The sequence below is a fragment of the Nonomuraea sp. NPDC050536 genome (genome assembly GCF_044457685.1).
Classification (GTDB): Bacteria; Actinomycetota; Actinomycetes; order Streptosporangiales; family Streptosporangiaceae; genus Nonomuraea.
The window spans coordinates 1-20,677 of record NZ_JBITHD010000033.1; the positions used below are offsets into that span (position 1 = coordinate 1).

Here is a 20,677-nt window from a genome sequence, read left to right on the forward strand (position 1 = left end):
GACTGAGTGCCGAGCACCACCTTGCCACCCACGGCCTCAGCGATCCGGATGTCACCCCGCGCCGCGCTGATCTGCGCAGGGCCGCCCAACCGACCGACCTCGACATCACCGTCAGTCGCAGTGAGACGCAGGCTCGCGACCTCGTCAATCTTGATCAGGCGGTACGCACCGTCGAAAGCGACGTCGCCCAGGCGACCGACGGTCCGCAGTTCAGCGCTGGCCGTCTTCGCCTCAACCTGAGAACCGGCAGGCAACTGAACCGTCACATCGATGGCTCCAGACGGGCCCAGGTACTGATTCTTCCCCACCGCAGTCTCGATCCGCAGCACACCATCGGCGTACTCGACCGTGGTCTGCTCCACCGCCTTCACATCGCGGCTCTTCGAGGCATTCGTCGGCCGGACCTCGACCGTAGTGTCAGCCCGGTCCGCAGCGATGAACTGAACACGCCCCGCAGGGACGTCCAGGACGACGGAGATCGGGGCAAGGGTCTCGAACTTCTGCATCATGCGCTCCTTGTGCTGTGTTCCTTCGACATCCACCATCTCCAACCGCTCTGATACCAGGCCGTCGCCGACCTGACACCGCCGCTGACATGACCCGGAACTCCCACCGCCAGGGCACTGAGCAGGTACTTCGCCTCCGAAGGGCTGAGCACGTACACCCATGTCACCGACCATCGAGGGCGAGCCTGCCCAGCTCGGCCCGACCGGATACCGGCCCCTGCGGATACGTGTTCCAGGATCGCTCGCGACCGGCGCCGGCCAGGGCGTGGGGAACGGTGCCGTGCTCGGGACGTCATACCTAGGGTCGCGGCCAATGGCGGCCGCGACCCTAGGCGAAGATCGATCTTGCTGTTACTTGATGGATGTGCCGGTGACCAGTGGCAGCGAAACCGACGTGCCGGCCAGGTCGACGGTGACCTTGGCCCCGGTGCCGGGTTCGACGTCGTCCCCGGAGCCGGTGCCGGTCTGGTCGAGGTTGAAGTCGTCGTTGGCCCCGGTCAGCACCAGGCCCAGCCGGTGCCCGGCCTTGAACTCGTAATCCAGCGGCAGCATCTTCCAGGTGATCTGGTACGACTTACCCGGCGTCAGCGGTGCCTGGCGGCTGAGCGATGTGTGGTTCTGCGCGTCCAGGATTCCGCGGGTGACCACGTTGAAGCCGGAGGTCGCCGTGTTGTCGCCGGCCTTGAGGTAGCAGCCGTCGTCATCGGCCGTGCTCTGGCCGACGCAGTCTTCGCCGCCGATGAACTTGAGGCCTTCCGCGGACGCGGGCGGGCTTGCCGTCAAGCGGCGTCGACGCTGCTCAGGTTCATGCCCTTGGGATACGTGGCGAGCACGTGCCCGACCAGGCCGGTCCTGGAGCCCAGGGCGATGGAGCCGTCGACGGCGGCCCGGTGGGGCTTGCCGGTGGCATCGGCGGCGGCCATCAGCGAGACGGCGCCGTAGGCGGCGGTCCGCAGGGTGATCTTGTCCTGGTCGGTAAGGGTGATGGACATGGTGGTGTGCTCCTTTGAATCGGTTACTAGGCGGTAAAGCGCCCGACTTTGCGGCTTCGGTGACCGAGCCGCCCTCGTCCGGGTGCCATCGGAATACGGGCGGAAACGAGCCGCGGACGCGATCGCCGCAGGCGAGCGGCCGTACGCGCCCGCTGTGGCGTTCTCTCGTTACGGCTTGTCGCCCGTGACGCGATCGATGGCGTCGGTCAGCCGTTCCCGCTCCCGGCTGATCCACTGACTCTCCGGGTAGTTCCGGAGAAACGCCTCGGCGAACTCCACCGGGTCCTCCCCGACGACATCGCGGATCGGGGTTCCGTCCGCCGCGCTCTGCGCGAACAGGTCGGCGAGATCCTCCAGCAGCCAGCAGGCTGTCGGCGTCCCTCGGCCCGAAGTCCTCCAGGCAGCGCCTCGATCGCCATGTGATAGTTCGCGGGAAGCTGCTGCGTGCGCGCCTTGTGCTGCCGGTAGCGCCTCTTCTGCTCGATCGGCCCTTCGATCCGGTCGGTGAGGCGCCGCTGGACATCGGCAAGGGCGTCGGCATCGAGCAGGTCCCGATCTCGGCCAGCGGCACGCCGGCGGTGGCCAGGGTCCGGACTTGGACCAGCCGCAGCAGGTCGGCCGAGGCGTCGCATCGGTAGCCGGAGCTGTCGCGGCGGGGTTCGTCGATCAGCCCGTGCCGATGGTAGTGCCGCACTGTCTGCACCGTGACAGCAGCGAAGGGCGCTGCCAGGCTGATCGTCAGCCCGCCGGTCTTCAGCGCCGCCCGCGGTCGAGGGCGGCGACTTCGCGTACGGCCTCTGCGATGGCGCGGAAGTCCTTCTTCAGGATGGAACCGTGGTTGCTGGGGACCTTCGCGTGGATTTTGATGTTGGGGTTGCGTTCGCACACCTTGGCGAGGCTGGCGCGGATGCGTTCCTGCTCGTCATCCTTGCTGCCGAAAGACCTCCCCGACGCGACCACATACCGGGCCGGGACGGTGATGTTGTCCAGCACGGGGGCCAGCGCGCGCACGCTGGCGATCCGGCCGATCTCGATGTTGCTCTCCGCGATCTGCGCGGCGGACATCCGCGAGGTCAGGCCCGTCGGGCGCAGCACCAGCAACAACGGGCTCAACCGCCGAAACAGCTTCCGAAGCCGCACCTTGGCGTTCGCTCAGGTGTTGATCAAGTCAGCGAGAGTGCCACCTGACGCTGATGCATCACTGAAGGTCTCCGCCGCCTGCCTCAGGGTCTTGAGCGTTCCGGCTGTTCAGCGGTTGATGATCGGTAAGGCATGTCAGGCAAGTGGGTCAGCCGCCAGGACGATGTCGACGTGGTTCAGGCTCATGGCGGGGCATCATGCACGAGAGCACCGACAATTTTGGGAGACGCCGATGCCGGACAGCCCCGACGTGCCGGACGACGTCCTCGACCGCCTCCGCGCGCTGTGCCTCGCACTCCCCGGCGTCTACGAGGAACAGGCCTGGGTCGGCACCCGCTGGCTGGTCCGCAAGAAGACCTTCGCCCACGTCCTCGGCATCAGCGACGAGTACCCGCCCGCCTACACCCGCGACGCGCCGTTCGTCGGGGATGCCACCGTCCTGACCTTCCGCTCCGACGGTGCCGAGCTCGCCGCGCTCGTCGGCACCGGCCACCCGTTCTACAAACCGAGGTGGCACCCGCAGGTCGTGGGCATGGTGATCGAACCGGACGCAGACTGGGACGAGATCGCCGAGCTGCTCATCGAGAGCTACTGCCTGCGGGCGCCGAAGAAGCTGGCGGCACAGGTTCCCCGGCCAGGTCCATGTCGGCCGCCCGAACGGCGATGACCGCGATGAAGGACATGCACCGCGCCACCACCTACGAGGCCGATTGTTATCTGGGTTCTCAAGCGAACTTGCTGGTCAGCTGTTTGAGGGGCTGTCAGTCACGTTAGGCAAGTAGGCTGCCCGGATCGGCTTCGGTGGTCATGTTGGGCAGTGGGCTCGTCCCGCTGGTTTCGTTCGCGTGACCTGACCGCGGTTGTTCGTCGGCTGTGACCGCGGGCATGGTTGGGCGAAGTCGTTGTTCGTGGGATTCGACCGCACTCATGGACCGTATCGCCGGCCTCCAGGGCAGCGCACCTCTACGAGCTCGCCGACATCCGGGCGGCCGCCCGTTATCAAAGGTGCCTGCGGAGCATCAGGCATGAGAGGCAAGTACCGCCGGATGCTCGAGAAGTACCGCGTGAGTCCGTGGCCGGTCCTACTCAGCGTCCTGTGCCTCGATCAGGTCGAGGTCGCGGACGCAGAAGCCGTGGTGCTCGAAGGTCTCGTTGAGCACCGTGCCGAGGCACTGCCGCACCGAGCGGCCCCGGGCGTACGGCGGCCAGACATCGTCGTCGGGCACCGGCGCTCGCCCGGCGAGCTGCTCAGCGGTGACCTTGTCGAGCCAGGCCTCGAGCTCGGCGGCCTGTGCGTCACGCACGCTCACGATCTCGTCTAGGGACGGATCGAGCGAGAGGTCAAGCCCGTGCGCTCCACGGTAGGGCTCGACGGTCGTCCCGATGCCCATCGGCGTGAACAGCTCCGTCGAGCCCAGGCAGCAGCGGCGGAACCACGAGTCGTGGACGAAGACCAGGTGGCGCATCGTCTGCACGGCCGACCACTCGTCGTTCACGCTGCGGCGCTCGATGCCGGGCGTACGACGGATTCGCTCGATTGTGGCGGCCCAGCCGGCATGGAGCTGACGCGCTGCCTCGCGCAGCTCGGCAGGGTCCTCGGAGCGGATCAGCAGCCGCACCGGATTACGCCGGTCGAGCTCTGCCTCGACGTACTCGGTGACCTCGACCCCGTTCACCACGAGGTTGGTGATAAGCCCGTCGATCACGGCGTCCTGCATGACGACGCCGATCAGGCGTGCCCCGGTCAGATCGCACTCGCGGAACTCTGCACCGTGCAGGTCCTCGTCGACATATCGTTTCATGCTCCGCATGCTAGGGCCGAGTACTGACAAACTGGCCTCCCTGACCCCGCGACCTCCATCCCATGGTGCGGTCGGCTCTCCCGAACATTGATCATGGTTCCAGCCCTCAAGTGCGGTCAGAACTCACGAACAAATGCGGTCACTTCTCACGAACGAAACCAAACGCACGGCCGTCGATGGCATCGGGTGGCGTGGATGGTCGGAGGCTGGGACTCAGGCTCCGCTTGCCTGGCGTGCGCGTGTCTGTGCGAGTCGGTAGGAGCTGGTGCCGGTCTCGATGATGGAGCCGTTGAAGGTGAGCCGGTCGACGATCGCGGCGCAGAGGCGGGGTTCGGTGAAGGTTTTGGTCCAGCCGCTGAAGCTGTCGTTGGAGGCGATGGCGACGCTGGCGGTCTCTTCGCGTTCGGTCAGGACCTGGAAGAGCAGCTGGGCGCCGCGTTTGTCGAGTTCCATGTAGCCGAGTTCGTCAATGCAGAGCAGTTCGTAGCGGCTGTAGCGGGCGATGGTCTTGTTGAGGATCATCTCGTCGGCGGCTTCGACCAGTTCGTTGACGAGTTTGGCGGCCAGGACGTACTTGACGCGGTATCCGGCCATGGCGGCCTCGGTGCCCAGGGCGATGAGTAGGTGTGACTTGCCGGTGCCGGAGTCGCCGATCAGACACAGCGGGTGCCCGTTCTTGAACCATTCGCATTTGGCCAGGGTGTGAATGGTCGCTGCGGGGATGTCGGGGTTGGCCTCGAAGTCGAAGTCGGACAGCCATTTTTGGCGGGGGAATCCGGCGGCTTTGATGCGCCGCTCGGAGCGGCGGCGCTCTCGGTCCTCGCACTCGCCCATCAGCAGCTCGGCGAGGAAGCCGCGGTAGGTGAGTTGTTCGCGCTCGGCGGCGTCGGCGATGGCCACGAACTGGCTGCGCATGGTGGGCAGGCGCAGCATCTTGCAGGCCTGGTCGATCGCGGTCTCGGCGGCCGGCTCGGTGAGACCACGCTGGTGAATCGTCATGGGGTATCTCCCTGGCCGGTAGCGGGTGGACGAAAGCGCAGGAGCTGGTCGTAGGCGGCCACCGACGGCAGCGGTCGGCTGTCGGGTGGGAGCGCGGCCAGGCGCCGCTCGGTCAGCGAGGGCAGCGGCGGCAACTCGGCCGGTTGGCCCACCGGGCCGGTCGGCGAGGAGGTAGTGGCGGAGGCCATTCCGGTCTCGGCGTGGGCAGCCTTGCGGGCCTCGATCGCGACGACGTCACTGGTCAATGCGCCGACCGACAGCGCGGTGGCGATGCCGTCGACGACGTGCCGGTGGGCCATGCCGCGATGGAGGAGTAGCACCTCGATCAGCGCGCGGGTGCCCTCGGCCTCGCCGTGGGCCTTGCGGACCGCAGCCCACCAGGCGTCATGGACGGTGGTGAAGGTTCCCAGCTGGCGGGCCTGCTCCAGCGCCGTTGACCCGGCCAGCGCGCCTGGTTTGCGCAGCAGAATCTCCAGATAGTGATCCAGCCTCAGCCGGGGCTTACCCCGGGCGATCAGCCGCTCGTGGCGGGCGACTTCGGTCTTGCCGTCGAAAATGACCAGTTCCGAGGCGTGTAGCAGTACCCGGACTTTGCGGCCCACCAGCCGTACTGGCACCGAGTAGTAGTTCATCCGGACGCAGACCAGCGAATGACGGTTCACATGGGGATGGAAGACGCGGCCCGTCTCGAATCGATCGTCGGGCAGCGGCCGCAGCAGGGGGCGCTCGATGGCGAAACTCTCGCTCACAGTGTGCGCACGCGAGCCGATCCGCCGCTGGTCATCGACGGTGTCCCACTCATCGATGGTGGCATTCAGCTCCGCGAGCGTGGCCACCACCGGGACCGGGACCAGGTGGTTGCGGCGGAATCGGCCCACCTCGCCCTCGACCCCGCCCTTCTCATGGGCTCCGCTCAGGCCGGGGCGGCAGTAGAAAACTTCCAGGCCGTAGTGCGAGCGGAAGGCGGTCCAGCGCTCGTTTTCCACCCGGCCGCGGGTGAAGCCAAGCACCTGGGCCACCGCGGAGGTCAGGTTGTCGTAGCGGACTTGGCCCGTCGGCAGGCCCCCGAGCACGTTGAAGGCGTGTTCGTGTCCTTCCAGGAACGCTTCTTGGCCGCAGGAAGCGGTCACGCGGTGCACCGCCTTGCCCGAGTACGACATCCGGAACACGAACATGTAGCACACGGTCATCGTCCCGGCCAGATTCACCCACACCTCGCCGAAGTCGACCTCGGCCTCGACTCCGGGCCGTTTCGACTGGGAGATGAACACCTCAGGAGCCGCCCGGCCCGCCTCAATGCGGATCTTCGGGCGCCGGTCGTGGACGTATTCGCACAGCGTGGAATAGGACACGCCTTCCATCTCGTGTTCGGCGACCAGTCGGTCGAAGATGCGCTGAGAGGTATGCCGCTGCTTACGGGGCGCGTCCAGGTCAGCCCGCAGGATCTCATCGATCACCTGCTTGTAGGGGTCCAGCCGTGATCGGCGCGGGAGCATCTTCTTCCTCGGTAACGGCCATGCCGAGCCCAGCGCGTCCCGCACGGTGCGGCGGTGCACCTCGTACTTGTCTGCGAGTTTGCGGATCGACAGGCCCTCAGCCCGGGCATCTCGGCGGATCGCCGCATACAACTCGACCTTGGTCTTCAGACCCACCACGTGCCCCCTCGCCATCGGGCACATCGAGAGTCTCACCACAAGCCTGCGGGTGGGGCCAAAACTCACCAGAACGCAATCAACCGATCACGCAGTGGGGCCAACACTCACCCGTAGATGGGGCCAGCTCTCACCCTTGAAACCATTGCAGACCTCTGACACCCGAGATTCCTGACATCCCCTACCTCGGATGCCATGTTCTCGCTGGTCGGGCATATGTGTTGGATATTCACTTCTCGCCCGGCTTCGGCTCGTCGGCCGAACGGCTACGGACTACTGGGCTGCTCACGGCTTCGATCCAGCCAACCCATCTCGACTCCAGACAGTGAGCCTTCCTCAGGGCGATCAGCCGGCGCAGCGGCGGCCGGGGCTTCGACGACGGCCGGATGGCGGTGGCCGTCTTCCTTGCGCGTGATGACGATCGCGAGGGTTTGGCCGGGATAGTGGACCGCGCAGCATGCGCAGACCGACATCACCAAGTCGTTTTCGGCCAGTCTCCGGCCGACCGTGCCCAGGGCGGTGGCGTCGGCCTCGTCGTACGGCTCCAGATCACTTCCGCCCGAGAAGGGATGGCTCCCTCGCTGCCGGTCAGTGGAGCCAGTCCCCGTCTACGAAGTCAGCTCATCCCGGCCAGCGCATCCGAATTGGATGGCGCATATCTGGCGAGGCTCCCGCACTGCTGTCCCCTCCGCGACGACCTGACCCTCGATACAGTAACCAAGTTTCTCCTTAGTACGTAAAGTAACTTTCGCCTTCAACACTCTCTAGAGCCCAGAGCATATGTCGAACGGCTCTTCGTTCAGCACATCAGGCGGTTCAGCCTCACTAATTCTTTCCCAGAATCCGGGAGGCGGTCGAAGAGGCTGGGAAGCGACGCAGGCATCTCTTATAAAGCTGGAACTCAGCTTGGGCAGCAGCCATGAATAAGCCCCGCCAGCCCTTGTTCCTACGGTAATCACGGTCCCACCCTCGTTCATGGCCAGCTGCCAGCTTTGAGACTCAGGAACTCTTAACGTGGCCAGTAGGATTGGGTGCGACGGATCCTTCAGCCCCCATATGACTACCGGGCCAAGGCTCGACACCCCACCCGATTCGTTCTCAACCGTGGCCACGATACTTCCGTCGCCGGCGACGGCCAGCGGCGCTCCCCCTGCTGCCGGACTTGGCAGGCTTCCCATTCGGGTCGGTCGCGCCGGGTCGGTCACATCCCAAACAGTCCGGCCGATTATCGCCCTCCGGCCGTCGGTGCTCATCACGCCGCCGCCCCATCCGCTCACAGTGGGCTTCTGCTCCGCACTCTTGAGTCGCGAACTCAGAGCAGGGTGGAGCGGATCAGTGAGCGACCAAACGACAGCCGAATCCTCGCTAATGGTGAGCAGCTTTCTTCCGTCCGCTGACGCCGACACCACGCTCACGTCAGAGGTGTGCTCACGCACGCGAGCCAGCAGCCGAGGCTTCCGCCCAGCTCCCAAGCTCCAGATTTCAACCGAGCCGCTCTCAAAGCCGGCGAACAGCGTCATGCCATCGGCACTCAGAGAGATATCGAGAAGACGCCCCGTATAGTTCCCAGTACAGACAACGGTTCTACGGGGATCGTCGTCCTCGCTCAGGTCCCACATCTTTCCGAGTGACTCAGTACGGCGACATAGCCCAGTAGGTCTGCGGCATACCAGTCCGACCCGCGCTGCTTGGTGCCGTCAAGGGCGATTGCCCGAGCCTCGGACACAGTTTGAGCTTGCAGGCCGAGAGACACCCCTGTCCCTATCAACAAAGAGAGCAGTACCACTCCAGCAGCAAGCATGGGGCCCAGGCGCCTCCAACGACGCTCGGAGCTTACCTTTGCTATGGCAGGAAGTTCCTCGTCAGCATCAGGCTTCGGCATGGCACCTCCCACACATATTTCCGCGCTCCGTCGCATCACACTGACGGAGTGGCTCGACTTGTGTTCTTGTCTTTCAGACAGCCCTCAAAACCAGAGTCCCACCCACAGCGCCTCGCTCATGCTGGCGGCCGGCGTGGAGATGAAGGTAGTGCAGGAAACGCTGGGACGCACCTCCAGCGCCTTCACCACCGACACCTCCGTCTACCCACAGGTAGCCACGGCCGCGGCCGAGAAGACCGCCCCCTTGCTCTTCGGCGACGAAGGCCAGGCCGAACCCGGAAAACTCATCTTGCTCCACCACGTAGTGCGCCAGGTCCGGATCTCGCGAACCCGGGCGAAATCGCGGAGTTCTATTCACTTGGGCTGATGCGGCGACCGGGTTGCGACCATCATGCATACGAGTGCCTTTACCGCGAGGCGCAAGGTGTCGATCGCATCGAACAAGCATCGTCGCGGAAAGTCGTTGTGCGCCGAAAGGATCCAGCGTTTTCCCAATTGTCCGCGTTATTGGGGTGGCGAAGGGTCCTGCTCGGACGGGTGGCCCTCAGGTTTCGGGGCGGGCGAGGGACGCATCATCGACGGGTCGGCGTAGGCGAGGTAGCCGTACTGAGAGTAATGCTCGGCCCGCCGTAGATCCTTTTCTCGCCTCTCGAGCTCACGCAGAGCCCTGCGGGCGAGCGACTCCGTCTCCGGGTGCCCGCTGGCGATCGCCTCGCGGTACCAGCGGCGGGCCTCGTCCTTGTTTCCCTGCCGCTCCTCCAACCACCCGAGATTGTGCTTCGCGCCGGGCGCCTCGTCCGGATGACCGGAGGCGATCACCTCCTGAAACCAGCGGCGGGCCTGCTCGGCGTTCCCCTGTCGCGCCTCCAACTCCCCCAGATTGCGCATCGCGGCAGGAGCCTGGTTCCGGTGACCGGACGTGATCGCTTTGCTGTACCACTGCCGCGCCTGCTCCGTGTTTCCCCACTGATGATCTTCCAGCCACGCGAGAGTGCGCATCGCGGCGGGCGCCTCGTTCGGGTGACCGGAGGCGATCGCCTCCCGATACCAGCGCCGGGCCTCCTCCATATTGCCCTGCAGCTCTTCCACCCACCCGAGACTGTGCTGGGCGGCGGGCGCATGGTCGGCATGGCCCGATGCGAACGCTTGGTGGTACCAGCGCCTGGCCTCGTCCATATTCTCTTGCTGCTGTTCAAGCCACCCAAGGTTGCGCATCGCGGCGGGCGCCTCGTTCGGATGACCGGAGGCGATCGCCTGCCCGTACAGGTCCCGGGCCTCGTCCAGATCGCCCAGGTCCCTTGCCAGCCAGGCGAGACCCCGCAACGCCATGGGCGCCGCCTCCGGGTGACCGGAGGCGATCACCTCCCGGTAGCAACGCCGGGCCTCGTCCAGATCACCCTGCTCCACTTCCAGTTCGGCCAAGCCGTTCATCGCGACCGGCGCCTCGTCCGGATGACCGTAGGCGATCGCCTCCTGATACCAGCGCCGGGCCTCATCCACATGTCCCTGCTGCTTTTCCAGCAGCCCGAGGTCGTGCATCGCGTTCGGCGCGTGGTCAGGATGGCCGGAGGCGATCGTCTCCGTATACCAGAGCCGGGCGGCAGCAATCTCGTTCTGCTCATGTAGCAACAAGCCCAGATGGATCATGGCCCAAGGCGCGTAGTCGCCGTGGCCGGTGGCGATCGCCCTACCGAACCAGTGCCGGGCCTCGTCCAGATTGCCCTGCTGCTTTTCCATCAGCCCCAGGCTGCCCTTGGCGCGGGATGCGTGGTCGGGATGACCACTGGCGATCGCCTCGCCATACCAGTGCCGGGCTTGCTCGAAATTGTCTTGGCGCTTTTCCATCAGGCCGAGTTCGTACATCGCGTACGGCGCGTGGTCAGGATGGCCGAGTGCGATCGCCTTCTTCCACCAGCGGCGCGCCTCATCGAAATCTCCGGCATTCTGCAACTGACTGGCAGTTCGCCCCCACACGTCTGCCTCAATGTCGGTGTCGGTGTGATTCAGCAGGGAAAACGCCGCCGGGTACGCCTGCCGCTGCAGGGCGGCATAGCCGATGTCCCGGCGCTGTTCCCCATCGAAGTACTCGTCGGCGTAAGCCCATAAAGCGTCGTGTACGGGCCAGCGGGCCGGTTCGCTCAAGTCCTCGGCGAACACGGTCAGCAGCGGGTGAGGAGCATAGAACCGGCCCGACCTCGAAGCCTTGAGATCGATCAACCGCGGTCGGCTACTGTCGGCGGTCATAGCCCACTTCAGGGCAGAGCGGTAGCCGGTGACAGGAACGGGAGCATCGGAGGGCAGGGCGGCGATCTCACGCCGGTAGGTCTGGAAGAGATGGTCCAGGATGTCGCGGGTGAGCAACCGCCGGCTGTCCAGGTGCAGGCGGTACCAATCGGTGACTGCGCGCAGCAGCGCGATGCGGTCGGTGGAGCGTTCCCCGTCACCGGCCAGGGCACGGCGGATCTCTTCCCAGGCCACCATGAGGCGGCCCATCAGCACATCATGGCCCTCGGCCAGCACCGGCCGCAGCGCGGCATAGGCGTCACAGGACTCGAGGGCTCGACGCTCGATCGGCGTGATGGTCCGCAGTTCGACCCGCACCGCGTTCTCGTCGAGGAACTTGGCCGGTCGGCCGGAAAGCGGCTCTACCTGAGGCCCGCCGTCGGCCAGGGTGACTGCCACCCACAAGCCCGGCGTGAGCTGGTCCACCGCAATCGCCGCCAGCTCAGCGAGGCGCTGCGGGGTCAGGCCGTCCAGCCAGAGCACCACACCGCCGCGATCGGCGCGATGACGGGCCGCATGCTCGATCATCGCGCTGATCGACAGGCGAGGATCGTCGTGGTAGGCCACCACCCGATAGTGACCAGGCAGATGAGTGAGCACCGCGTGCGCGAGGGTGGCGGTGGCTCCCGCCAGCCGAGGCCCGTGGACGATCACGAGACGCGGGCCGTCGTCGCCGGTGAACGCCGCCGCGAGCAGATCGTCGGCGACACGCGCGATGTAGGGCGGCTGCCCACTGACGGCGAACCTGTTGACGTGCACCCCTAAATCCCGCGGAGTGATCTCGCTCAGCTCTTTCGGGCGGCCACTCCCGCCGGTGAGCTCCGGCCACAGGACCGGCTGGAGTTCGGCGTCGGCGAGGTCTCGCCGGTACAGCCACCGCTGCAGCGCTATGGTCAGCACCGCCAGCACCAGCCCCAGGACCAACCACAGCGGCTGGAAATCGTCGCCGTTGAGAACCTGGTTGGTCGCCACTCCCAGGCTGATCGTCAACACCGCGGCGGCGATGACGTACGCCACACCGCGCGCCGTCTTCGCGGCGGGGTGCCGGCGACGTGTGGCACTGCGATGAGGGGCCATGCTCCGTCCTCTCCAGAGCTGCAGGGTCCCACATTGACTCAATAGTGCATCGGGAGTCACCGGAGAGCACGTCTGGACATCGTGAGCACGACGGTAGCTCGGCCGAGATGTACGTTGGCGCATACCGACAGGACGCTGTTCCCGGTTGCGGCCGTCCCGTGCCGGGCGCCACGGGCAGCCCACGGGCAGAGATCTTTCAGGGCAGGTCCCGACGCGCTTGGTTGCGGCGGTGGTAGATCCGCTGCAGGACTTCGACGCTGTGTCCCGCCCGTTCGGCCGCCTGAGCGGCCGGAACACCGGCGGATAGGCGCCACGTGACACCTGCATGGCGTAGGTCGTACGGCCTGCCCGTGAGCGGCGATACGACTTGGTCGGGGGTGAGGGCAAGCGGTCGTACTTGGCCCATGTGGGCTCAATAATCTTGACCATGCCCGACGTTCCGGCCGAGGCGGGGCCGCTCTGCGGCCCCACGACGACGCCGGCAATCGTGACCAGGACCGCCAGCAGTCCCGCGACAGTCGGCCGTGTGCCGTGCGAGCCTCCTGTCGCCGCATGGGTCAGGGCCGGTGGAAGACGAGGACGGTGATGTTCTCCTGGCCGCCGTTGTCGTCCCGGTTGGGGTCGTTGACCTGGAATCGGAGGCGACCGCTCGCCGAGCCCCGGTAGATGTAGCAGGGGCTGTTGGACCCGACGGGCCGCCACGCGGTCGTGCTGAGCTCGCCGTCGTCGAGCCGGATCGGCCGGTTCGTGACCCGCGAGAACGCCTTCACCATCAGCATGTACGGTGCGAGCGTCGGCGCCGGCCAGCCGGACCCGGCGATCCGGCCCTCGTCGCCGTCGGGGTCCTTCGTGGTGCCCCACCAGTCGATGCGCAGGATGGAGAAGTTGTCGGTGCGCGCGGAGAAGACGTCTCCGGGGACGAGCGTGGCGACGCTCACTCCCCGCGGGTCCTCGCCGTCGAGGGTGGCGTGCAGGACCCGGTCCGGGGCGTCCCCGCCGTCGCAGTGGTCGAACGGGGCGCGGACGGTCGCGCTCGCCGGCGCCGTGGCGAACCCGGCCGCCAGGGGCAGCGCGAGGGCGAGCGCGGCGGCGAGCATTCGGCGTGCTTTCATGGTGATCTCCTTGCCTGCCTCAGAGAAGTCGATAAGCGGTACGTTCGAGCCCTGCCTTCATGGCCATCGCCGAGGCGGGGGCGGAGCAGAGGGCGGCCAGGAGCGCGCTCAGGATGAGCAGCCGCATCGTGCCTCACCCGCCGACAGGGTTGGGGACGACGTCGTCGCGCAGGGACACGCAGCGGACCGAGACGTCGACCGGGTTGGAGTAGTGGATGCCGTCGTCGTAGTAGACGGCCGCGCTGAGACGCCGGACGCTCTGGTGGACGATCAGGTTGGTCTGCGGCGCCATGCGCTGGCCACCGCCTTCCAGGTTGAAGTCGAGCTGATGCCACCGGTAGGCGCGGTTGGCCGCGTAGAGCCGCCAGCGCAGCGAGACCGGCGCCCGCCGCACCTCGACCGAGAGCGTGAACCGGAACGGCACCCGCCGCCCGGTGCTGTCCACCGGGTAGCCGTTGACGCAGCGGCCGGTGAAAGAGGTGCGGTCGGCGCTGAGCCAGAGCCGGCTGATCGGGCTCGGGTCGGCCGTCGCCTGTGCCTGAGCCGGTACGGCAGGCAGCAGCACGCCCGCCGCGACAGCCGCCACCACCATCGTCGTTTTCATGGTCCCCCTTACGGAGTGAGGTGATACGACGATGAGTGAGCGGCGGGCGAAAAACCTTGAAGAATCCTTGAACGGGAGAACCGCGTGGAATTCAGGTTGCTCGGCTGGGTCGGGCTGGAGGACGGTGGCCGCGAGGTTGACACTGGGCACAACCGGCAGCGCTGCGTTCTTGCCGCGCTGCTGATCGACGCCGGTGAGCCGGTGATGACCGCCGAACTGGTGTCCCGCGTGTGGGGCAGCGACCCGCCCGACTCGGCGCTCAACGTGCTCTACGGCTACGTCACCCGGCTGCGCAAGGTCCTCGCGCCCTCCGGGATCCGGCTCCTGCGCCGCGGCGGCGGCTACCTCATCGACGTCGAACCCGCCCACGTCGACGCGCTGCGCTTCAAGCGCCTGCAGGCCACGGACCCCGCCACGGCGCTGGAGGCCTGGCGGGGCAAGCCGCTACCCGGCATCGAGGGCGAGTGGGCGGATCAGGTCCGTGCCGGTCTGATCGCGCTCCACCTGTCGGCGCGGCTCCGGCTCGCCGAGGAGGAGACCGCGCAGGGCCGTCACACCGCCGCCGTGGACAGGCTGGGTGGCGTGCTCGCCGAGCATCCGCTGGAGGAGCGAGTCGTGGCGGTGCTGATGACCGCGCTGTTCCGCGCCGGGAACACGCCGCAGGCCCTGGACTGCTACCAGGCCTTCCACCGGCGTCTGTCCGACGAGCTCGGCATCGGGCCGGGACCGCGGTTGCGCCTGCTCCACCAGCGCATACTCGAGGGTGACAGCACGCTGGACCGGCAGGAGGTCGCGCCTGTTCCGGCCGGCCTGCCGTACGACGTGCCGGGATTTGTCGGGCGCGCCACGGAGCTGGCGGCGATGAACAGGGTGCTGGGCAGCCGGACGCCGCTGGTGATCTCCGCGATCGAGGGCATGGCGGGCGTCGGCAAGTCGGCGCTCGCCGTGCGCTGGGCGCACCGGGTGCGCGAGCGTTTTCCCGACGGCAGCCTCTACGCCGACCTCGGCGGCCACGCACCGACCGGCCCAGCGGACCCGGCCCGCGTGCTCGGCGACTTCCTCGCCGCACTCGGCACCGCGCCCGCCCGCATCCCTGGCGGGCTCGACGCCCGCTCGGCGCTCTTCCGCGCCCTGCTTGACCAGCGCAGGATGCTCATCATCCTCGACAACGCCCGCTCCGAGCAGCAGGTCAGGCCGCTGCTCCCGACGGCGGACAGTTGCGCCACGGTGATCACCAGCCGCGTGCCGCTCCACGGCCTGGTCGTCCGCGAGCGCGCACAACGCATCGTCATCGGCACGCTCACCCCGGCCGAGGCCGAGTCACTGCTGCGGACCTTCGTCCCGTACGGCGACGCCGCATCGTTACGAGAGCTGGCGCGGCTGTGCGCCCACCTGCCAGTGGCGCTGTGCGTCGCGGGCGAGAGGGCGGCGCGTGGCGACCGCCCGATGCCTGACCTGGTGGCCGAGCTCCGATCGGCGAGCAACCGGCTGGACCTGCTCGAGGTGGCGGGCGATCCGCTCAGCAGTGTGCGGGCCGTGTTCTCCTGGTCTTACCACACGCTGCCGGAGCCGGTGGCCTCGATGTTCCGCCGGCTGGGCGCGCACCCGGGTCCTGACATCGAGCCGGGCGCCGCGGCGGTGCTGGCAGGCTGCTCGACCGGCGAGGCCGCCGAGCTGCTCGGAGCGCTCGCTGAGGCGCGGCTGATCGAGCCATACCAGCCCGGCCGCTGGCGCATGCACGACCTGCTGCGCGCCTACTCCGTCGAGTGCGGCGGCGAGCAGGACGAGGCCGTGACGCGGCTGCTCGACCACTACCTCGACCGCCTGTCCTCCGCCATCAGTCTCGCCCTGCCGGGAGAGGTCGTCATCCGGCCCGACACCGAAGCGTTCCCCGACCCGGCGCAGGCGCAGGCATGGATGGAGGCCGAGCGCGCCAACTTGGTGGCAGCCGCCGACCTGGCGCTCACCCGGTCACCCGCGCGCGGCAGGGATCTCGGCCGGATGCTGGTACGGCACCTCGACATGGCCGGGCAGCAGGAGGAGGCCAGGCGTCTCTACCGCAGTGCGGCACGTGCCGCGCACGCCACGGGCGACCTGATGGGAGAAGCGTCGGCGCTCACCGCGCTCGGTGTGGGGCTGATCCGCAACGGCGAATTGGACGAGGCGTACGAGAGCTTCCGCCGTGCCGTGGAGCTCTGGGAGACCCTGGAGGATCCACGCAGCCAGGGCAGCGCGCTGGGCAACATCGCGATGGTCGAGGTGTTCCGGGGGCACTACACCGCCGCGCTGGCGAATTTGGAGCGCGCGGCCGCCCTGTTCGAGCGCAGCGGCCACCTGTCCGGGCAGGCCAACGTACTCAACCACATCGGCGAGATCTACTGGCGCACCGGCGCCTACCGACTCGCCGTCCCTCTGCACGAGAGGGCGATGGAGATAACCGCCGAGATCGGAGACCAGCCGGGCGTGGCCGTCTCGCGCGGCGACATCGGCAACACCCTGTTCAGGCTCGGCGAGTACCGTGAGGCCCTGGAACACCTGGAAGCCTCCCGGGACTTGGCCAGGTCGATCTCCTACGTCTACTCCGAGCTGAACTCCATGGTCAACATTGGCCGCGTGCATGCCGCGACCGGCGACCTCCAGGCCGCCTACGACCTCTACCAGGAGGTGCTCACCGCGCTACGCGAGACGGAGGACCGTGACATGGAGGCGGAGACGCTCGACTGTCTCGGCGAGATCTACCTGGCCTGGGGGGAACACGAGCGCGCACTCGACCACCATCGACGCGCCCTGGAGCTGTTGCGCGCGTCCGGCAGCCGCACATTCGAGGCCAGCGCGCTCAACGGGCTCGGCGAGGTGGAGCGCGCGCTCGGGCATCCGAAAGAGGCAGGTGCCTGGCATCAGGAGGCGCTGGAGCTCACGCGGGCCATGGGTGACCGGTTCCAGCAGGCCCGCGCGCTGGTCGGCCTGGCCAGGCTCCGCGCCGACCAGGGGCTGCCGGCGGAGGAGTGGGGGGAGGCTCTGCGGCTCATGGACGACATGGAGGTCCCCGAGGCGGCCCAGCTACGAGGGGAGCTGAACGCCCCGCTCTGAAGCGGGGGTACGGACAGCAGCTGGTCGTAGAGGCCTCCGGAAGGCGCCAGGGTGATGTGCACATCGTCCAGGTCGTCAAGGCGAAGGACGGCAAAGCCGCCTCCCTCGAGGCGTACATCGGTGTCGAGATGGCCGTCGCCGTCTGAACACGAGTTGATCCCGGGCGGCCGGCTGCGCCGCCCAATTCATCGCCCAGTCCCAACGAGGCGCGCCGATGTTGGCCTGTCGGACAGACCCGCGCCCGCCGCGCTTCACCATGCTGGAGCGATGCGCCGATCAGGAAATGAAGGTCCCGCCGCAGCCGCGATGATCCCCGACATCGAGCGGCTCGTGCGCTGCGAGTCTCCGTCCGAGGACTTGGCCGCGGTCGGCCGCAGCGCGGAAGCGGTCGCCGAGGTCGGCGCCCGGCTCCTGGGCGCGGAGGCGGAGCGGCTGGTGGTGGACGGCCGCACCCACGTGCGCTGGCGGTTCGGCGGCGAGCCCCGGTTGCTGCTGCTCGGGCACCACGACACGGTGTGGCCGGTCGGCTCGCTGCGGACCCATCCCTTCGAGGTCCGCGAGGGGCTGCTGCGCGGGCCCGGGTGCTTCGATATGAAGGCCGGGCTGGTGATGGCCTTCCACGCGCTGGCGGCACTGGACGACCTGGACGGCGTGACCCTGCTCATCACCGGTGACGAGGAACCTGGGTCCCCCTCCTCGCGCGAGCTCATCGAGGGCGAGGCCCGCGGGTGCCGCGCCGCGCTGGTCCTGGAGGCCGCCGGGCCCGGCGGAGCACTGAAGACCGCGCGCAAGGGCGTCTCGCGCTACGAGGTGCTGGTGCGGGGACGGGCCGCGCACGCGGGACTGGAGCCGGAGCGCGGCGTCAACGCCTCGGTGGAACTGGCCCGCCAGGTCGTGGCCGTGGCCGGGCTGGGCGATCCCGCGCTGGGCACGACCCTCACGCCGACCCGCCTGGAGGCGGGCACCACGGTGAACACCGTGCCAGGATCGGCGCGCTTCGAGGTCGACGCCCGGGTTTGGGAGGCCGCCGAGCAGATCCGCGTCCACGCCGCGATGCTGGGCCTACGGCCCGCACTGGAAGGGGCCGAGCTGGAGATCGAAGGCGGTCCGAACCGGCCGCCGCTCCCGGCCGCGGCGTCCGCGGATCTGTTCGAGCGGGCCCGCCGGCTCGCGGCGGCGCTCGGGCTCGGCCCGCTCGCCTCGGTCGCCGTCGGCGGCGCCTCCGACGGGAACTTCACCGCGGGAGTGGGCACGCCGACCCTCGACGGGCTGGGCGCGGTCGGCGGCGGGGCGCACGCCGACGACGAGCACGTGGTCGTGGCGGAGCTGCCAGGGCGGACGCGGCTGCTCACAGCCCTGGTCGCCGAGCTGCTCGCGGCGCGGGGTTGTCCGCTCGGACGAACCGGGGCCCGTCCTCCCGTGCTCGCCGACCAGCTACAGGGCCTGACCGGCTGGAACCATGACCAGCGTGACTGATCTCATCCGCGACCGTCGCGGGTCCCGGCCCGTCGACTTGGCGTACGCCGCAGCCGAGGCGGCCGCGCGCAGCGCGGGCATCGACGTCCGCCCTCTGGACAGAGTCGTCGAGCTCGAGGCCGTCCGCCGCCTGTACGAGCGCATCTGGCGTACCGGAGAGAACAACCCGCCGGTGACGGCCGACCTGCTGCGGGCGATGGCGAAGGCGGGCAGCTACATCAGCGGCGCCTTCGATGGGGATGAACTGGTGGGCGCCTGCTTCGGCTTCTTCTCCCCGCCCGCGCGCGAGGCCCTGCACAGTCACATCGCGGGGGTGCTGGCGCGCGTGCAGGGACGCAACGTCGGCTTCGCGCTGAAGCTGCACCAGCGCGCCTGGGCCATGTCGCGCGGCGTCCGCGAGGTCTGCTGGACGTACGACCCGCTGATCCGGCGCAACGCCTACTTCAACATCACCAAGCTGGCCGCCGACACGGATGAGTACCTCCCGAACTTCTACGGCCCGATGGACGACGACATCAACCGCAGCGACGACACCGACCGGGTGCTGGCGCGGTGGCGGCTGGAGTCGCCGGCCACCGTGGCGGCCTGCGCGGGCCTGCCCAGGCCGGCCGACGCGGCCTCCGCCCGCGCGGCGGAGGCGGCCGTGGCGCTGGATGTCTCGCCCAGGGGCGGGCCGGTCGCCGGCCGCGCCGGCACGCGCACCGTGCTGGTCGGCGTCCCCGGGGACGTCGAGACCATGCGCGAGCACGACCCGGGGCTGGCCGCGCAGTGGCGTACGGCGCTGCGGGACGTGCTTGGTGACCTGCTCGCCGAGGGCGCGCGGGTGCGCGGTTTCGACCGCGCGGGTTGGTACATCGTGGACAGGCGGGAGTCGCTGTGAACCTCATCGGAGTAGAGATCCGCACCATCCGGGTGCCGCTCGTGTCGCCCTTCCGGACGTCGTTCGGGACGGAGACCGTACGGGAGGCGCTGGTGCTGCGCGCCGTCACCGGCGAGGCCGAGGGGTGGGGCGAGTGCGGCGCGGGGATCGCGCCGCTGTACTCCTCGGAGTACACGCACGCCTCGGCCGACGTGCTGAGCCGCTACCTGATCCCGGCGCTGGCCGGAGTCGCCGGCCTGGACGCGCACCGGGTCGCCCCGGTGCTGGCCGGGTTCAAGGGGCACCGGATGGCCAAGGCCGCGCTGGAGACGGCGGTGCTGGACGCCGAGCTGCGCGCGGCCGGGGTCTCGTTCGGCCGGGCCCTCGGCGCGGTCCGCGAGACTGTGCCGTGCGGGGTGTCCGTGGGGATCACCGAGTCGATCCCCGAACTGCTCGACGCCGTGGCCGGCTACCTAGAGGCCGGCTACCTGCGGATCAAGCTGAAGATCGAGCCCGGCTGGGACGTCGAGCCGGTCCGCGCGGTGCGCGAGCGCTTCGGCGACATCCTGTTGCAGGTGGACGCCAACACCGCCTACGGGCGCGGCGATGCGCGGCACCTGGCCGGGCTCGACCCGTTCGGACTGCTCCTGCTGGAGCAGCCGCTGGCGGAGGACGACCTGCTCGGGCACGCGGAGCTCGCGGGGAGGATCAGCACGCCGATCTGCCTCGACGAGTCGATCGTCTCGGCGCGCGCTGCCGCCGACGCCATCGCGATGGGCGCCTGCCAGGTGGTCAACATCAAGCCGGGCCGGGTGGGCGGGTATCTGGAGGCCAGGCGGATCCATGACGTCTGCGCGGCGCACGGCGTGCCGGTATGGTGCGGCGGCATGCTGGAGACGGGGCTGGGCCGCGCCGCCAACGTGGCGCTCGCCGCGCTGCCGGGGTTCACCCTGCCCGGCGACACCTCGGCATCCGAGCGCTACTACCGGACGGATCTCACGCCGCCGTTCGTCCTGGAGGGCGGGCACCTCGCGGTGCCGACCGGACCAGGGCTGGGCGTCGCCCCGATCCCCGAGGTCCTGGACGAGGTGACGGTCGCCACGGAGTGGGTACCCCTCCCCTGAGGTCGGTCCGGCCCGACGAACTGGATAGCATCCTGTTGTCATGCTGAACGAACGCCGACCCGCCCGCGCTGCGCTAGCT

Annotated in this window: 18 protein-coding genes and 1 pseudogene; 7 read left to right on the plus strand and 12 right to left on the minus strand. The window is 68.4% G+C overall.

Going from position 1 to position 20,677, the window contains the following annotated elements:
• The 4 genes from ACIBHX_RS48640 to ACIBHX_RS48655 all read right to left on the minus strand — a co-directional run.
• Nucleotides 1-506, minus strand: a 506-nt coding sequence (locus tag ACIBHX_RS48640; RefSeq protein WP_397075379.1) for a hypothetical protein, incomplete at its 3' end; no start/stop codon positions are given.
• 351 nt (nt 507-857) lie between these two features.
• Nucleotides 858-1,289, minus strand: a complete 432-nt coding sequence (locus ACIBHX_RS48645; protein WP_397075498.1) for a CocE/NonD family hydrolase C-terminal non-catalytic domain-containing protein — start codon at nt 1,287-1,289, stop codon at nt 858-860.
• Nucleotides 1,286-1,498 carry a hypothetical protein gene (locus tag ACIBHX_RS48650; RefSeq protein ID WP_397075503.1) on the minus strand — a complete coding sequence of 71 codons (213 nt, stop codon included), beginning with the start codon at nt 1,496-1,498 and terminating at the stop codon, nt 1,286-1,288. Before ACIBHX_RS48650 ends, ACIBHX_RS48645 begins: the two co-directional genes overlap by 4 nt.
• A 168-nt stretch (nt 1,499-1,666) precedes the next feature.
• On the minus strand, nt 1,667-1,858 hold the full coding sequence (locus ACIBHX_RS48655; RefSeq protein ID WP_397075500.1) for a DUF1048 domain-containing protein: 192 nt from the start codon (nt 1,856-1,858) through the stop codon (nt 1,667-1,669).
• 59 nt (nt 1,859-1,917) lie between these two features.
• Here ACIBHX_RS48655 and ACIBHX_RS48660 point away from each other — a divergent pair, with 59 nt between their 5' ends.
• The gene (locus tag ACIBHX_RS48660; protein ID WP_397075504.1) at nt 1,918-2,136 is read left to right on the plus strand and encodes a hypothetical protein; all 219 of its coding nucleotides are present in this window, start codon (nt 1,918-1,920) and stop codon (nt 2,134-2,136) included.
• On the opposite strand, the pseudogene ACIBHX_RS48665 reads toward ACIBHX_RS48660, so the two are convergent.
• Nucleotides 2,112-2,201, minus strand: a pseudogene (locus ACIBHX_RS48665) (MerR family DNA-binding transcriptional regulator); the annotation flags it as partial. The gene ACIBHX_RS48660 and the pseudogene ACIBHX_RS48665 overlap by 25 nt on opposite strands.
• 50 nt (nt 2,202-2,251) lie before the next feature.
• On the minus strand, nt 2,252-2,602 hold the full coding sequence (locus ACIBHX_RS48670; RefSeq protein WP_397075380.1) for a hypothetical protein: 351 nt from the start codon (nt 2,600-2,602) through the stop codon (nt 2,252-2,254).
• Nucleotides 2,603-2,870: 268 nt separating this feature from the next.
• On the opposite strand from ACIBHX_RS48670, the gene ACIBHX_RS48675 reads away from it, so the two are divergent.
• Complete coding sequence (locus ACIBHX_RS48675; RefSeq protein WP_066372915.1) at nt 2,871-3,305, plus strand: MmcQ/YjbR family DNA-binding protein; 435 nt, start codon at nt 2,871-2,873, stop codon at nt 3,303-3,305.
• Nucleotides 3,306-3,720: 415 nt separating this feature from the next.
• On the opposite strand, the gene ACIBHX_RS48680 is transcribed toward ACIBHX_RS48675, so the two are convergent.
• The 3 genes from ACIBHX_RS48680 to istA form a co-directional block, all read right to left on the minus strand.
• Nucleotides 3,721-4,440, minus strand: a complete 720-nt coding sequence (locus tag ACIBHX_RS48680) for a DinB family protein (RefSeq protein WP_049575795.1) — start codon at nt 4,438-4,440, stop codon at nt 3,721-3,723.
• Nucleotides 4,441-4,653: 213 nt separating this feature from the next.
• Nucleotides 4,654-5,439 carry an IS21-like element helper ATPase IstB gene (istB, locus tag ACIBHX_RS48685; RefSeq protein WP_397075382.1) on the minus strand — a complete coding sequence of 262 codons (786 nt, stop codon included), beginning with the start codon at nt 5,437-5,439 and terminating at the stop codon, nt 4,654-4,656.
• Nucleotides 5,436-7,085 (minus strand): IS21 family transposase, encoded by a 1,650-nt coding sequence (gene istA, locus ACIBHX_RS48690; protein ID WP_397075501.1) that lies wholly within the window; start codon nt 7,083-7,085, stop codon nt 5,436-5,438. The genes istB and istA overlap by 4 nt, the downstream gene beginning before the upstream one ends.
• 2,006 nt (nt 7,086-9,091) lie before the next feature.
• Between istA and ACIBHX_RS48695 the strand changes: the two genes are divergently transcribed.
• The gene (locus ACIBHX_RS48695; protein WP_397075383.1) at nt 9,092-9,340 is read left to right on the plus strand and encodes a hypothetical protein; all 249 of its coding nucleotides are present in this window, start codon (nt 9,092-9,094) and stop codon (nt 9,338-9,340) included.
• 137 nt (nt 9,341-9,477) lie between these two features.
• Here ACIBHX_RS48695 and ACIBHX_RS48700 read toward each other — a convergent pair whose 3' ends face one another.
• From ACIBHX_RS48700 to ACIBHX_RS48710, 3 genes are all read right to left on the minus strand, one after another.
• Nucleotides 9,478-12,333: a tetratricopeptide repeat protein gene (locus ACIBHX_RS48700; RefSeq protein WP_397075384.1), complete on the minus strand. Its 2,856-nt coding sequence runs from the start codon at nt 12,331-12,333 to the stop codon at nt 9,478-9,480.
• Nucleotides 12,334-12,890: 557 nt separating this feature from the next.
• Nucleotides 12,891-13,445 (minus strand): hypothetical protein, encoded by a 555-nt coding sequence (locus ACIBHX_RS48705; RefSeq protein ID WP_397075385.1) that lies wholly within the window; start codon nt 13,443-13,445, stop codon nt 12,891-12,893.
• Between the two features lie 133 nt (nt 13,446-13,578).
• A complete protein-coding gene (locus ACIBHX_RS48710) occupies nt 13,579-14,049 on the minus strand; it encodes a hypothetical protein (protein ID WP_397075387.1) in 471 nt (156 codons plus the stop codon).
• A gap of 84 nt (nt 14,050-14,133) precedes the next feature.
• Between ACIBHX_RS48710 and ACIBHX_RS48715 the strand changes: the two genes are divergently transcribed.
• The 4 genes from ACIBHX_RS48715 to menC all read left to right on the plus strand — a co-directional run bounded on the left by ACIBHX_RS48715 (nt 14,134) and on the right by menC (nt 20,598).
• The gene (locus tag ACIBHX_RS48715) at nt 14,134-17,139 is read left to right on the plus strand and encodes a tetratricopeptide repeat protein (protein ID WP_397075389.1); all 3,006 of its coding nucleotides are present in this window, start codon (nt 14,134-14,136) and stop codon (nt 17,137-17,139) included.
• 267 nt (nt 17,140-17,406) lie between these two features.
• Nucleotides 17,407-18,615, plus strand: a complete 1,209-nt coding sequence (locus ACIBHX_RS48720) for a M20 family metallopeptidase (protein ID WP_397075391.1) — start codon at nt 17,407-17,409, stop codon at nt 18,613-18,615.
• Nucleotides 18,608-19,495, plus strand: coding sequence for a GNAT family N-acetyltransferase (locus ACIBHX_RS48725; protein WP_397075392.1), 888 nt, complete (start codon nt 18,608-18,610; stop codon nt 19,493-19,495). Before ACIBHX_RS48720 ends, ACIBHX_RS48725 begins: the two co-directional genes overlap by 8 nt.
• Nucleotides 19,492-20,598, plus strand: coding sequence for an o-succinylbenzoate synthase (gene menC / locus ACIBHX_RS48730; protein WP_397075393.1), 1,107 nt, complete (start codon nt 19,492-19,494; stop codon nt 20,596-20,598). The genes ACIBHX_RS48725 and menC overlap by 4 nt, the downstream gene beginning before the upstream one ends.
• The last annotated feature ends 79 nt before the right edge of the window (nt 20,599-20,677 follow it).

What these genes read in the sequence shown, in the direction of transcription:
- ACIBHX_RS48710 (WP_397075387.1), bottom strand. Translation starts at nt 14,049, where the DNA reads ATGAAAACGACGATGGTGGTGGCGGCTGTCGCGGCGGGCGTGCTGCTG.
- ACIBHX_RS48705 (WP_397075385.1), bottom strand. Translation starts at nt 13,445, where the DNA reads ATGAAAGCACGCCGAATGCTCGCCGCCGCGCTCGCCCTCGCGCTGCCC.
- ACIBHX_RS48650 (WP_397075503.1), bottom strand. Translation starts at nt 1,498, where the DNA reads ATGTCCATCACCCTTACCGACCAGGACAAGATCACCCTGCGGACCGCC.
- ACIBHX_RS48675 (WP_066372915.1), top strand. Translation starts at nt 2,871, where the DNA reads ATGCCGGACAGCCCCGACGTGCCGGACGACGTCCTCGACCGCCTCCGC.
- ACIBHX_RS48720 (WP_397075391.1), top strand. Translation starts at nt 17,407, where the DNA reads ATGCGCCGATCAGGAAATGAAGGTCCCGCCGCAGCCGCGATGATCCCC.
- ACIBHX_RS48680 (WP_049575795.1), bottom strand. Translation starts at nt 4,440, where the DNA reads ATGAAACGATATGTCGACGAGGACCTGCACGGTGCAGAGTTCCGCGAG.
- ACIBHX_RS48700 (WP_397075384.1), bottom strand. Translation starts at nt 12,333, where the DNA reads ATGGCCCCTCATCGCAGTGCCACACGTCGCCGGCACCCCGCCGCGAAG.
- ACIBHX_RS48695 (WP_397075383.1), top strand. Translation starts at nt 9,092, where the DNA reads ATGCTGGCGGCCGGCGTGGAGATGAAGGTAGTGCAGGAAACGCTGGGA.
- istB (WP_397075382.1), bottom strand. Translation starts at nt 5,439, where the DNA reads ATGACGATTCACCAGCGTGGTCTCACCGAGCCGGCCGCCGAGACCGCG.